This window comes from Nocardia sp. NPDC047648 (genome assembly GCF_040642815.1).
Taxonomy (GTDB): domain Bacteria; phylum Actinomycetota; class Actinomycetes; order Mycobacteriales; family Mycobacteriaceae; genus Nocardia; species Nocardia gamkensis.
Genome location: NZ_JBEYSX010000009.1, coordinates 51718 through 64571 on the forward strand (window position 1 = coordinate 51718; position 12854 = coordinate 64571).

The window sequence follows — 12854 nt, forward strand, 5'->3', positions numbered from 1 at the left end:
GTGGACAGTTCAGGTGTCGTCCTTGCTCAGCCAGTGGACGGGTGGCTCGACGCGGCGAGCAGCTACACCGATTCCCATGGAGTCGAGGGTGTCGCGCCAGTGCGCTCGCCAGGCGGCGCGAACCCCGTCGTCGGACAATTCGATGTCGACTTTCACCGTGCGTTTCTCATCCCTGAACGGCCAGGGGGAAGGGTCGCCGGTGGCCAGGCAGATGCGCGCCAAGATCGCACGGCGCACGATGTCTCGCAGGCGGTCGACGGCGTAGCCGATCCGGTCGAGGTCGTCGTCCTTTCCGGTCGAGGCCGGCACGGTGGAGATGGCGTTGAGCGTCCTGCGGAATTCCTTCATCGTCATTTCGCCGCCGTGCACGATGACCGAGCGCAGGTTGTAGAGCTGCTTGAGGTCTTCGAACAGCGTCTGCGCGAGATCGTCGTTGCTGGCGAGCAGGGCGGCGACCCGCGAGCACAGGCGCAGTGTCAGCCCTTCGCCTTCCTTGGCGCCGATCATCACCCCCTCCAGGGCGGTGGCGAGTTGGACTAGCTGCTCGGTGTAGCGCGCGGTGTGGTCGAGTTCGGTGAAGTTCCGCAACGCCTGGCGGAACGAGCTCCAGAATTCGTCGCCGCTGGTCTTATCGAAGGCGGAGTCGACCAGCCTGCTGAGTGCTTCCAGCATCGGCCCCTCCGTTCCTGTCAGTCGTGCGGTCCGGCGCACGGTGGAGACCTCGTCGTCGCGCATCAGGCGCTCGTTGAGCCGCGCGGGCCGGCCCGAGATCCTGCTGCTCGCTCCGCTCACCTGAAAAGCAGCTTGCGCATTCGCGCATGTCAGGAGAGCGACGGTGAGCTCGAAGCGGTCCAGGACCTTTCTCAGGCCGTAGTCGGGGTGGTAGTCCACCCCCGAGACCGTGGTCCGGGCGATCAGCAGCGAGTACGGCGGCCGGTAGGGCGGGCGCGGGCGGATCCGTTTCCATGCGTGCTCGGCATCCGGGATCTCACGCCTGATTCGGCGCACCAGCCCTGCCTCATCGTCGGTGAGGATGGTGATGCCGTTGATCTCGATCTCCGAGTCCGGTTCGGCGACGAGGTGAGAGATGTGACGGGCAACGACGAGGTCGTAGGGTTGGTCGTTGACGACTTCTCGAAGCCGCTCAACGGCAACGGCCACTTCGACCCCGCCGGGATCGTAATCTTCGGCCCTGGCGCAGCGTTCGACACAGTACTCGAGGAAACTGGACAACAGCAGCGAGACCGTGTACTCCCGCCCGGCATCGTCAGTGGCGGGAGGCAGCCCGGCAGGGGCGGCATCGATCACGGCCGCGACGAGTTCGGCGTAGGCAGGAAGCTTCTGGATCGCGGTCCAGTTGAAATCGACGTGAGCCTGTAGGTGCTGGTGGAAGTTCGATGTCGGGATGGCGTTCTCCGCCCGTAGTGCCGCGAACGCGGCCGCGACGAACTTCCGCGCGGTGGCTTCCAACTCGCTCAACAGACTCCTCGTCGGTGTCGTGGGCAGGTGACGCGCTGAACCTCGGCAAGCGAGGAGACATCCCCTATCACAGCAGTGTCGCGCCCCAGCGGCTGACTTGCAAAACCGCAGTTCGCCGAATCCGTGACTCGGATCAGAACACAGGCACCCTATGCATCAGGATCCGACGATCCGATGGACACGACGCGCTCGGACCCGCCACCGTCCCCAGCACTGTGGCCCCGTGCGCGGCGTTGTGGTCGACTCGGAATCCACATGACCTGCGAGGTGCCTACGGCGCACTGACATCGAAGTGGGAATCAACCAGTAGTCTGAGCTGCAACGAGAAGATGGGCGGGCAAGAGTCTCCCGCACAGTCCGCAGGAGCTCTCGTCCCCGCCATCGAGCAGAAAGCTCCGCAGTAGGGCCTGCTCGACTCTCCGGCTCGCCGCAACGGCGGCGTCGCTGGCTGCCGGGAGCAGTGTGGTGTTCGTAGTCTCGACGCTCTCTGGAACGAAGAGCCCGGCCTCGTCAACGGTATCTGGCGTGCTCGTCGGCGCCGCCGGGCTTCCGAAGAACTCCGCGCCCATATCGGATCCAAACCCAAGGTGCAGATCCTTGCGTCACCGCTGGTTCTGGGCATCGCCGACTCGTTCAATGGTCGCGACGCCGACCTGACGAGGAAAGCGGTCTACGAGGTGTTCGACATCAAGCGCTCCCGCCAGTACGTCGCTGGACCTTTCGGAGAGCGGTCCCGGTGAACGGATCCGATCTCACCAGCGAGGTGCGTGTCCGTGGGCGTCGGCACCTTCTCGGCGTTTGTGCTGCGCTGGTGAGGATGCATCTTGGCGAGAGCCGTATTGGCGTCGGCGAGACCTGCGTAACCATCACCGCGGCACGCAGACTCGCACATAGATCTGCGGTAGGCAGGGGTAGAGAGCGGGAGACTCCAACTATGCGACGAGTGGACGTGGACAACATGGTGGCGCTGAACGAGATCCAAGCCGCGCCCACCGGGGGAATCTTCGGTGACCAGGACTTGGCGGACCGGCGGCACGAGGCGGGCTGCCGGGAAGTCGCTCGCGTCGTCGACGGGGTGCGGCGGTGAGCACCCCACCCGATCTGGATAGCCTACTGGCGCAGTGGGTCCGCGACCGACGCGGACCTATGCTCGCGCATGTCGATGGGGCGCGGGCGGCGGTCGCGTCGGCAGCGAGACTGCCCGGCGCCCCGGGCGGGCCGGTCGCGGTCTGCACCGACCGGTGGCTGGACGCGCTACCGGCACATACGCCCGAGGCACCGGCCCCCTACGCGGTGTCGCGCGACGGCGACCGGCGTCTCGTGCACGTCACGGCCCTGACCGGCGAGTGGACCTATGTCGTCGACCCGGACCATGTCATCGATCCGGGATTCCTGCGGCAGGCAGACCTCTGCGGCTGGACGCTGCGGCGGCTGGACTGGGCCGTGCGAGGATGAGCGCGAGCAAGGCTGCGGTGGGGTGGGTAGAGCTGAATTCCTGTCAGCCGCTGTATCTGTCTGCGATCTACGACTTCGACCGGGCCGTTGAGACTGAGGTCGGCGCGCTCGGCTACGTTCTCGATGCAGCAATCCGACCATCCGTGACGCTTGTCAACCCGACCCGACCCGACCCGAGCCGAGCCGGGCCGGGCCGACGCGGCGAGCAGCGGGCATGGTGCGGGCGCGATAGCCGACGTGCCGCCGCGTCGACGCGGCGGCTGCACGTTTCGTTCCTGCACCGTAATCACTCTCTACTCTTCGGTTTAGATAGGGCTCAATTTTCTCCGATCACCCACTACAAACGCTATGATGCAACGCGTGTCCACGACGGTGAGTTCCGAAGGAGGGCGGCCGGAACTGTGGAAGCCACCTTTACGCCGGTGGGGCGCTCGTAGATGACGATCGAGTCTGCTTCGATCAGCCAGCGGCCACCGGCGATCGGTGCATCGGAGGACTCCACGTAGATCTCGACATCGGCGCGCGGGTGGGTGGCGTCGGACGTCGTTTGTGCGGCTTCGCCGACGGTCCCGGTCGACGATCGCGGGCCCTGTACGGACGGATCAGGCCATCGGCGGTGCTCGTGGTCGCCGGTCCTGCGCGCGGCGCGCACGCCGCGCGCGGATCTGCCCAGTGCGGTGAGCGCAACCGTGGCGGCATGGGGGTTGGTGCCACGGGGCGGGTCTTCGGCCCTGCGTGCGTTGCCCTTTCGGCGCGTCCTGGCCGCAGGGGCTGGGCAGGTGTTCTGGTGTTTTGCTGTATCGGCTCGGTGGGGTGCGATTGCTGCGCCGGTCGGCCGCGGCCGCTGGGGCGCAGAGCGGAGTCGACCGTGAGAACGGCTGGGTGCGGTGTGCTGGTTGAGCCATTGCTTCCAGGCGGCGCGGTCTTGGTGGTGGCGGGTGAGGTGTTCGATGCGCCGGTGGTGGAGGCCGTGGGCGTGCGCGACGTCGTCGAGGCTGGTCGTTCCAGGTTGCAGGCGCCCGTGGGTATGGGTGAGCAGTCCTGCGGTGGTGAGGGCGGCCAAGGCGTTGTATCCGGCGCTGGAGCTGATGCAGGTCGCGGCGAACACATCGGTTGGAATGGTGAGCCCATCGCGGGTGACGAGTTCATACAGTCCTCGGCAGTGCAGACCGAGGACCGACCATGCGGGATGGACGGGTTCCACCCTTGTGCGCCGGGTTTGGGCTTCTGCGGGGCGAATCGGGCGGACGCCGTGGTGTGGTGTGACCAAGGCGTAGCGGTCGGCGAGCAGTCCTTGGCCTGGGCGGATGCGGAAGATCGGTGCGCCGGGTAATTCGCGTAGTTCCCGTAGGACACCCCACACGGTGGATTCGGGCAGGTCGCCCGCGGCCAGGGACAGGGACCGGCCACCGAACTCCACGACGGGCACACCTCGCGCGAGCTGCCCTCCGACCGCGGAGGCCCACGCCAAAGCTTGCAATACCGCCAGCACGGTCCATCGCCGCGGGGACCGGGGCCACTGCGCGTGCACCCACGACGCCGCCGCCGCCAGCCACCGCTTCTGCAGGTGCGCCGCCAATCCCAGCCCAGGCCCCCCTGGTAGCCCCCCTGTGTCTTTTGTCTTGTGCGCCGCGGGCAGGAATTCGGGGACGGTCTGTTCGGCCCACCGGCAGGCGGAGATCCAGTCGCGGTACATCGCGGCCTGGGCGCCGCGGCCGTAGCGGCGGTAGGCGTCAGCGAACCCGCGCCAGCCACCCCCGGCAGCGGGTAGTTCCGCGCGCACGTCGAGGTAGGAGTAGCCGCGCACGACCGCGGCGGCGAGCACGGATTGGCGTGCCGCGGAGCGATCCAGCCGACCCGCGCGCGTCGTCCAGCGGCCATCAGTGGGCGCAGCGCCGTCGCGCGCGAAGGCCTCGACGGTGGCGGAAAGCGGGCTGCGGCGGCGGTATTTCGCGCGCAACCGCGCACGCTCGCCTTCACCCTCCCACAGCTGCATGTCGCGCGCGGTTCGGCCGTCTGCGCACAATGCGCGCGGTGTCGCGCACGCCGCGCGCGCGGTGTACGCGTCGTGCTCGGTTCCGGCCAGTAGGTGGTGCAGTCGGGCGACGAAGCCGGGCGCGGAGCGGATGGTAAGGGTTTCGGCGGCGTTGTCGAGGCTGCCGTCGAGGCGGCGGTATCCGCCTTGTTTGCAACGCGATCCGGGTGGAGTGATGCAGCCGGTGGCGGGGTTGAGCATCGGTGTGATGTCCAGGCTGGGCAGCCGCGCGGCCAGTGCGCGCACAAGGGATTCGGCTTGGGCGAGGTCGAGGGTGTCACCGAGGGGCAGCGGGATGAGGATGTGGCGGCCGCCGCTGGTGGAGTGGTCGGTGATCGCGCGACCGCCAGCTTCGCGAATCCATCCCAGGCAGCGCTCGACATCACGGTCGACCGCAGCGGTGCTGTCGCGGGTGCTGTCGAAATCCAACGCCAGCAGTCGGGTTCGGCCGTCGCGATAGATCGGCACCGCGGCGGGTTGGTCGGGCAGTTTCCGGGTCAGTGTTCGCGCACGATCGTTGTAGCCGTCCAGGCTCGGGTTCCACAGGCGCATCGAGCGGCGCGCAGCCAGTAATGGTGCGAGCCGAGCGAACGCTTCGTGCGCGGCAACGCCCTCATCGACAGCCGTCGGCGCGGAGGTGATTTCGTTTCTTCGGGGTAGCTGCGCGGGTGGCCGGTAGGGGATGGTCCCTGTGCCGTTGGCGGCGTTTGATGCCGCGACGGGGCGTGCGCTACCCTCGGAGGTGCCTTTCATGAGCAACCTTCGGGTTGTGGTTCAGAAGTGCCCTCAGTTGCAGCTGGGGGCCTTCGTCATATCTGGAGTTGTAGTGAGCTGAGGCTCACGAGCGCGCGGGGTGCGCGGCTTAGCGTGCGGCTAACCCGCGCACTCCGGTCGTCGTTTCAGGCGGAGGTGACCGCGGGCCCCACCCCCTGCCTGGATCCGATTCGGAAGCCCATCGACTCGGCGCGCCCCACGATGCGATCGACCGTCGAACGGGTCCACTTGACGCCCGTGACCTGACTCAGCTCGGTGGCGATCGCGTTGGCGTTCACCCCCCGCTCAGCAAGCCGCAGGAGCTCCTCGATCTCCGCTTCTGGCTTCTGAGTCAACCTGCCACGCACCAGCTCTTGGGCGATGCGACGGCATTGATCAGGCTCTGACACATCGATCAGCACCCGCTGCGGCATCTCCACCTGTTGCTGCGGCAGCGGCTGGTGTTGATGCGGCGGTTCGCCTGAACCTGCGGACGGTTCGGTGGTCGGCGCCACGAGGCCGGTCGCATGTGCAGGCGGTGCGGTGGTCTGTGCCATGACCGGGGCGGGGTGGTTGTCCACATGCAGCGGACGAATGGTCTGATCGGCGCCATGACCGCCGTCGACCGCACGATCTGTCGTGTCGGACGTATCGTCGGGGGTGCCGGTTGGGCTGACCATGTTGATGAGCCGTGCGTAGCGTGCAGCCAGCCAGGCGTGCAACCACATCAGGACAACCACCATCACTGGCGCGACCGCATACTCGGCGGCGCGGCCGAGGTCTCCTGCCGCGAGATGAGGCCCACTGTTGAGACCGACCGTTGCGGTCAACAGGCAGGCCTCGAACAGCAGGATCTTGCGGCGTTCGACCGTGACTCCCAGCCGCGCGGCGGTGGCTGCCTGTGCCATCACTTCCAGGATCGGCACCGAGATCATCGCCTCGATGCCGAACGACAGCAGCCACAACAGCCACCACGATGCGCCTATCAGTCCGCCCTCGGGCGCGAGGTTGCGTCCTACGTTCACCGCCGACCACACCAGACCGATCACGATGACCGCCCGCAGCCGCAACGACGACCAGGTCGCGCGACGGTGCAGCATGCCCTCCAACGCATCCGGGCTGGTGGCACGACGGCGCTCGGCTCGTGCACGCGCATGCCACCGCAGCTCCCGCTGCTCGCTGGCCCGGATCCGCTCCGTGGTGCGCCGCGAGCGATTCTTTGATGCGCGCTCTCGGCGAATCTCGCTCTGACGGTCGCGCCGGTGCCGCGCCCGAGTCCATCGATGCAGTCTTTGCTCGGCCGCCAGTTCACCTTCGTCGATCGCGTCGTACAGCGCCGGATCTTGCAGAGAAGGCAGACACGCCTTCGCCGCCGCGAGGCGGCGCGCAAGCTCATCCGGATCCAAAGCATCAGCGCGCCAGTCGCGCGGGCGCAGCAGCCATGAACCGCGCCGGCTCATCCACGTCGGCACGGCCGCTGATCTGAGAGTCGGATCCGTTCGATTCCCAATGAGATTCATCTCGGTAAGTCCTCCGTAGACGCGGGTAGGAGATTCGGGACCAGCGGGTGCGGCTCTCTGGTCAACATCGACAGGGCATAGGCCACCTCTTCGCGGGTCGCACGGGTGTAGATCGAGGTGGCACCATTGCTGTCGTTGTCGGCGTGTCCGGCATATGCCTTGGCGACAGCGTGTCCGAAATTGCGTTCAACCCATGTCAATGTCGTATGACGCAGCCAGTGACACGTGATTCCTTGCTGTTTGACCCATGGCAGCTGCTTCCCGATCCGTCGCCACATGATGTCGAACGTCATTGTGGTGATCGGATTACCGTTCTTGTAGCGGAACAGCCTTTCATCAGCTTCCAAGGGGATCGGCTTACCGTTATGTGCAGGCCGCTTCTTGTCACTTCGCAAATGGGCGCGGGACTCGTGATGGCTTACCAACGCCCGCATAAGAGTTGGTGACACAGGCTGCCAGCGCTGGGTGTTACCTTTCTCACGCAGCAGAACCAGGCACTGTTCAGAATCCAAATCTTGCCGCCGCAAGGCCAAGATGCCGCCCCGTCGACACGCGGTTTCTGTGCACATTCGTAAAATAAGTGTCGCAAGTTCAGGGTCTTTGCCGTTCGTTGCGACACGGTTGATTTCCGCAAGACGGTCAGTCGGAATCGCTCCACGACTCGACGAGCGCCTCTTGGGCTTGACCAATCTCGTTACAGGATTGTCTGTGGGGCGGATCAGGTTGTCATCGACCGCATGACGGTAAAGGCAGCGGAGGGCGCTTATCGTCATGTTCGCCAGGGCGTACCCACCGCGGTCTGTGCGACGGACATAACGCTGAGCCTGGAACCCCACGATGAGCTGTTTGAATTCGGTGATGGTCGGCTCATCGAGCCGGCGATCAGGCCACACCTCGACGAGCTTCTTCCAGTAGGTCATGTAGCAGACGCGCGTGCGGCCTGGTGGCATAGCCGAATAGACGACCGGTACGTACTCGGCAAAGGTCGGTATCGTGCGCGTCGACCGGGCAGCGATAAGGTCTTCGAGGCTTACACCCAGCCGCTCGAGGAGCAATTGGGCGGTCTGCACGTCGGTGCTCGGCGGTGAGTGCGTCATCGGTCGCCCCCCGAGGGAGGTGTTGGTCGCCGCTGCCGTGTGATCATCACATCGACAGCGTGAGAGCCGAAAAGAAGAAGGAACCCTTGAGCGGGGTCTGCCGCGAGGAGGATTCGCTCGGACGTCTGTATCCCAGACTTGCGTCGGAATCGCGCTGGCAGCCTGAGGTCACCAGCGGCAGTGATCCACAGTTCGGGACTCCCGAATCGACCGACGACAACGACGTTGTCCTCCAGCGTGTACCCCAGCTGCACGCCGGGACGCCAACCGAGAGCAGGAAGTAGTGCCTTCTCGATAACCCTGCCTTTCGCGTCTACCCGGCGAACACTGCAAAGCCACTGCGGCTCATGCCGAGACGGACGCCGATACAGCGTCGTCAGCGGCCGATCACTGCGAGGGCCGCTGAGTGCAGGGGCTGCGGCAAGAGGCCGACTTCCGCCAGGCAAGATCGGCGGCAAGAGGTGGCTCACTCCGACCACCCCCAACCAGTGGGCCGTGGTCTGAATGAGAACAGCCCTGGGTTCGGGATGTCAGATCTGTTGTAGAGCGCCTGCCAGGTTGCGAGTTCGCTACGGAAAGGTGTCCAAATCCAGCTTAGAACGTCATTCACCGACCCGGGTCAGTGTAGAACCAGCGAAATCGTTCCCCGGCGCAGCGGGCCGTCACGTGTCGCATCGACGACTCCGGGCGGCGATGCCGCGAAGCGGGCGGCCGAGGCAGTTCGGACTCGCCCTGCGCGGCGGCGGTTATTTCGGCGGGAACCGCAAAGCGCCGTCGAGCCGGATGACTTCGCCGTTGAGATAGTCGTTCTCGATGATGGCCGTCGCCAGCTTGGCGTACTCCTCCGAACGGCCCATACGCTTGGGGAACGGCACCTGCGGCCCCCAGTACGCCTCCAATTGGTCGGTGGCCTTGCCGTAGGCGGGCGTGTTCACGGTGCCAGGGGCGATGGTCACCACGCGGATGCCCACCGGCGAGAGGTCGCGAGCGGCCACCAGGGTCATCCCGACCACGCCGCCCTTGGCCGCGGCGTAGGGAAGCTGACCGACCTGCCCCTCGAACGCGGCGATCGAGGCGGTGTTCACGATGACGCCGCGCCCGCCCTCCTCCTGCGGGTCGTTCTTCGCGATCGCGGCCGCGGTGAGACGCAGCACGTTGAACACGGCGGTCAGATAGAACTCGATGGTGGTGCGGAAACCGTCGAGGGGCAGCGGCGCGCCGTCCTTGCCGATCAGGCGGCCGCCTTTCGCGGGACCGCCGTGGGTGTCCACCGAGATGCGCAGCGGCCCGAGCGATTGCGCCTCCGCGATGGCGGCGAGCACGGAGTCCTCGTCGGTGGCGTCGGTGTGCACGTAGCGGATTCCGAGCTCGTTCTCGAGCTGTTTGCCCTTGTCGTCGGCGACGTCGGCGACCACGACCTTCGCCCCCGCGGCGTGCAGGCGCCGCACGGTCGCCTCGCCCAGCCCTCCGGTCCCGCCGACGACGAGCGCGGAGCTTCCACTGATCTGCATGTCGTAATCCTATCTTGCAAGTCGTACTCTCGTATTGAGAAAATAATATTCTCATGACTGTCGGCACGAGCACCGAAGAGTCGCCGCGCCGCAATCGCGTCGCCCGGAATGGAGGCACCCAATGCCCGAAGCCGTCATCGTGTCCGCGCTGCGGACGCCCATCGGTACCGCACGGAAGGGAACGCTGCGCGACACCAACGCGTTCGATCTGGCTCACCACGTGGTCGGCGCGATCGCCGAGGGGCTCGACCCGGCCCGGATCGATGACGTCGTCCTGGGTGAGGGCCGTTACGGCGGCGGCGTGCTGGCCCGGCACGCGGCCGTGACCACGGGGCTGACCAGGGTTCCGGGCCTGGCCCAGAACCGGCATTGCGCGGCGGGAATGTCCGCGGTGCAGACCGCGGCGGCCGGGATTCGCTCCGGCATGGACGAGCTCGTGATCGCGGGCGGGGTGAATTCCGAGTCCACCGCTCCCAAAGCGCGGTTCAGGGTCGGCGCGGACGAGTGGATCGATCCGTGGGTATCGCCGAGTCACCCGGACCGCCCGGACGCCCCCGCGCTGGACATGTCCATCACCGTGGGCTGGAACGCGGCGGTGAAGGCGGGCATCTCCCGTGCCGAGATGGACGCCTGGGCCCTGCGCTCGCACCGCAACGCGATCGCCGCCATCGACGAGGGCCGGTTCAAAGAGGAGATCGTGCCCATCGAGACCCCGCACGGCCTGTTCGACACCGACGAGCATCCCCGGCGCGACACCAGCCCGGAGAAACTGGCCTCGCTCAAAGTGCTGCATCCGGAGATCGAGGGCTTCTCGATCACCGCGGGCAACGCGTCCGGCGCGAACGACGGCGCCGCCGCGCTGGGCATCGCCAGCGACCGGCTGGGCCTGCCCGCACTGGGCTACATCCGCGCCTGGTCGTCGGTGGGCGTCGATCCCGCCGATACCGGCCTCGCTCCGATCGAGGCGATCACCAAAGCGGTGTACCGGGCGGGGATCTCGCTGTCGGCGGTCGCGCTGATCGAGATCAACGAGGCCTTCGCCTCGGTCCCGATCGCGGCGATCCGCGCACTCGACCTGGATCCGGACAAGGTGAATGTCAGTGGGAGCGGCTGCTCGCTCGGGCACCCGGTGGCCGCGTCGGGAGCGCGCATGATCGTCACGCTGGTCCACGAATTGCGCCGTCGCGGGGGCGGTTTGGGCATCGCGGCGATGTGCGCGGGCGGTGGCATGGGCGCGGCCACGGTCATCGAGGTGCCCGCTCCGTGACCGCATCGCACAGCGGCGCGGCGGGATGGGCGTGAGCCTGGCATCGGCGACCGTCGCCGAGTTGCTTGCCCTGGCGCGCGCCGGGTCGGCGCGGGCGACGGGCCGGTTGCTGAGCCTGGTCGAAGGGGACCGCCGCGAGGAGGTGCAAGCCGCGCTTCAGCCGCGCGCGGTCCGGGTGATCGGCGTGACCGGCCCGCCAGGAGCGGGCAAGTCGACGACGATCGCCGCGCTGGCCGGCGTCTACCGCGCGCGGGGGCTGCGGGTCGCGGTCCTTGCGGTCGACCCGTCCTCGCCGTACAGCGGGGGAGCGCTGCTGGGGGACCGGATCCGCATGGCGCAGCACATCGACGACCCCGGTGTGGTGATCCGGTCGCTGGCCACGCGCGGACACCTGGGCGGGCTGGCCGCCGCGGTTCCGGCCGCCATCCGGCTGCTCGCCGCGCTGCGTTACGACGTCGTGCTGCTGGAGACGGTGGGGGTGGGGCAGTCGGAGATCGAGATCGCCGCGGTCGCGGATCCCACGCTGGTGATCCTGAATCCCGGTGCGGGCGACGCTGTCCAAGCCGCGAAGGCGGGCCTGCTGGAGGTGGCCGACCTGCTGGTGGTGAACAAGGCGGACCGCGAGGGCGCCGAACAGACCGTGCGTGATCTGCGGGCCGAATCCGACGTGCCGATCCTCACCTTGGTCGCCGCGCGCGGCGAGCGGGTCGCCGAATTGGCCGCGGCGATCGAGGCGCACCATCGCGCCGACAGCCCGGCGCGGCGCACGGCGCGGGCCCGCGCGCAGATCCTCTCACTGGCGCAGACGCGGTTGCGCGCACATGCCGAGCTGGACCGGCTGGCCGCCGCCGTCGCGGCGGGCGAATGCGACGCCTACCGTGCGGCCGAACTGTTGCTGCCCGCGCCGCGGTGACGCCGTCGTCAGGTCTGGGGGATGCGCACCATGGCTTCTTGGGCGTAGGAGGCCACCAGCGTGCCGTCTTCGGTGAGGATGTCGCCGCGGCCGTAGGCGCGAGCCTGCGCGAGCAGCGGGCTGTGCTGGCGCAGCAGCAGCCATTCGTCGGTGCGGAAAGGCCGATGGAACCAGAGGGTGTGCGAGGTGACGGCGGAGACGAACGCGGCGCCGTTGCCGCCCTGGGCGTATCCGTCCATCGGCAGCAGCGCGGTGCCGATGAGCGTGAGGTCGGTCGCGTAGGCGGTCAGCGCGTGCGCCAGCGCCGGATCGACTTGCGGGGTGCGCATCCAGAACTCGAATTCCGGTGGGGCGGCGCCGAGATCGTCGAGGTCCACGCTCGCGCGAGTCTCCCAGGGCAGCAGGTCCCACTCCACCTTGTGCTCGGCGGACAGCAGCTCCGGCGGCGCCGCGACGGACTGCCGGTGCGGGCCCTGTTCCTCCGCGTGCAGGGAGACCGAGGCGGTCGCCACGACGCCGGCGGACTGCTCGGCGACCAACGACAGCGTGGCGAAGGAGCGGCCCGCGTGGTGGCGGTGCACCCGGTAGCGGATCGGCTCGTCGGTGCGGCCCTCGCGCGCGAACACCGTGTGCAGAGACTTGATCGACTTGTCCGGGATGCCCGCGGTGGCCGCCCGGACGAACTGGCCGAGCAATTGGCCGCCGAACACCCGGCTGTAGGGCAACCGCAAATTGCGGCCCTCGAACACATCATCGCCGGAGGGTGTCGCGGACAAGTCGAGGCAGGAGACGAGATCACTCCACAGATCGGGCATGAGCCCGAG

The 12854-nt window shown here is 67.5% G+C and carries 11 protein-coding genes; 5 read left to right on the top strand and 6 right to left on the bottom strand.

Annotated features, from left to right (window positions below; all coding sequences use genetic code 11):
- Nucleotides 1–9: 9 nt before the first annotated feature.
- Nucleotides 10–1479 (bottom strand): hypothetical protein, encoded by a 1470-nt coding sequence (locus ABZ803_RS19965; RefSeq protein ID WP_357040089.1) that lies wholly within the window; start codon nt 1477–1479, stop codon nt 10–12.
- Between the two features lie 587 nt (nt 1480–2066).
- Here ABZ803_RS19965 and ABZ803_RS19970 point away from each other — a divergent pair.
- From ABZ803_RS19970 to ABZ803_RS19980, 3 genes are all read left to right on the top strand, one after another.
- Nucleotides 2067–2219, top strand: a complete 153-nt coding sequence (locus ABZ803_RS19970) for a hypothetical protein (RefSeq protein ID WP_357040092.1) — start codon at nt 2067–2069, stop codon at nt 2217–2219.
- A 194-nt stretch (nt 2220–2413) separates the two neighbouring features.
- The gene (locus ABZ803_RS19975) at nt 2414–2566 is read left to right on the top strand and encodes a hypothetical protein (protein WP_357040095.1); all 153 of its coding nucleotides are present in this window, start codon (nt 2414–2416) and stop codon (nt 2564–2566) included.
- A gap of 59 nt (nt 2567–2625) precedes the next feature.
- Nucleotides 2626–2934, top strand: a complete 309-nt coding sequence (locus ABZ803_RS19980; RefSeq protein WP_357040098.1) for a hypothetical protein — start codon at nt 2626–2628, stop codon at nt 2932–2934.
- A gap of 346 nt (nt 2935–3280) precedes the next feature.
- On the opposite strand, the gene ABZ803_RS19985 is transcribed toward ABZ803_RS19980, so the two are convergent.
- From ABZ803_RS19985 to ABZ803_RS20000, 4 genes are all read right to left on the bottom strand, one after another.
- Nucleotides 3281–5722: a hypothetical protein gene (locus ABZ803_RS19985; RefSeq protein WP_357040101.1), complete on the bottom strand. Its 2442-nt coding sequence runs from the start codon at nt 5720–5722 to the stop codon at nt 3281–3283.
- Between the two features lie 146 nt (nt 5723–5868).
- A complete protein-coding gene (locus tag ABZ803_RS19990; protein WP_357040105.1) occupies nt 5869–7242 on the bottom strand; it encodes a hypothetical protein in 1374 nt (457 codons plus the stop codon).
- Complete coding sequence (locus tag ABZ803_RS19995) at nt 7239–8339, bottom strand: site-specific integrase (RefSeq protein WP_357040109.1); 1101 nt, start codon at nt 8337–8339, stop codon at nt 7239–7241. The genes ABZ803_RS19990 and ABZ803_RS19995 overlap by 4 nt, the downstream gene beginning before the upstream one ends.
- Before the next feature lie 746 nt (nt 8340–9085).
- Nucleotides 9086–9850 carry an SDR family NAD(P)-dependent oxidoreductase gene (locus tag ABZ803_RS20000; protein ID WP_357040112.1) on the bottom strand — a complete coding sequence of 255 codons (765 nt, stop codon included), beginning with the start codon at nt 9848–9850 and terminating at the stop codon, nt 9086–9088.
- A gap of 121 nt (nt 9851–9971) precedes the next feature.
- Between ABZ803_RS20000 and ABZ803_RS20005 the strand changes: the two genes are divergently transcribed.
- Both ABZ803_RS20005 and ABZ803_RS20010 read left to right on the top strand, forming a co-directional pair.
- The gene (locus ABZ803_RS20005; protein ID WP_357040115.1) at nt 9972–11117 is read left to right on the top strand and encodes a thiolase family protein; all 1146 of its coding nucleotides are present in this window, start codon (nt 9972–9974) and stop codon (nt 11115–11117) included.
- A gap of 31 nt (nt 11118–11148) precedes the next feature.
- Nucleotides 11149–12030 carry a GTP-binding protein gene (locus ABZ803_RS20010; protein WP_357040118.1) on the top strand — a complete coding sequence of 294 codons (882 nt, stop codon included), beginning with the start codon at nt 11149–11151 and terminating at the stop codon, nt 12028–12030.
- An 8-nt stretch (nt 12031–12038) separates the two neighbouring features.
- Here the strand turns inward: ABZ803_RS20010 and ABZ803_RS20015 are convergent, their stop codons facing one another.
- Entirely contained in the window at nt 12039–12845 is an 807-nt protein-coding gene (locus tag ABZ803_RS20015) for an acyl-CoA thioesterase domain-containing protein (protein WP_357040121.1), read from the bottom strand.
- Between the last annotated feature and the right edge of the window lie 9 nt (nt 12846–12854).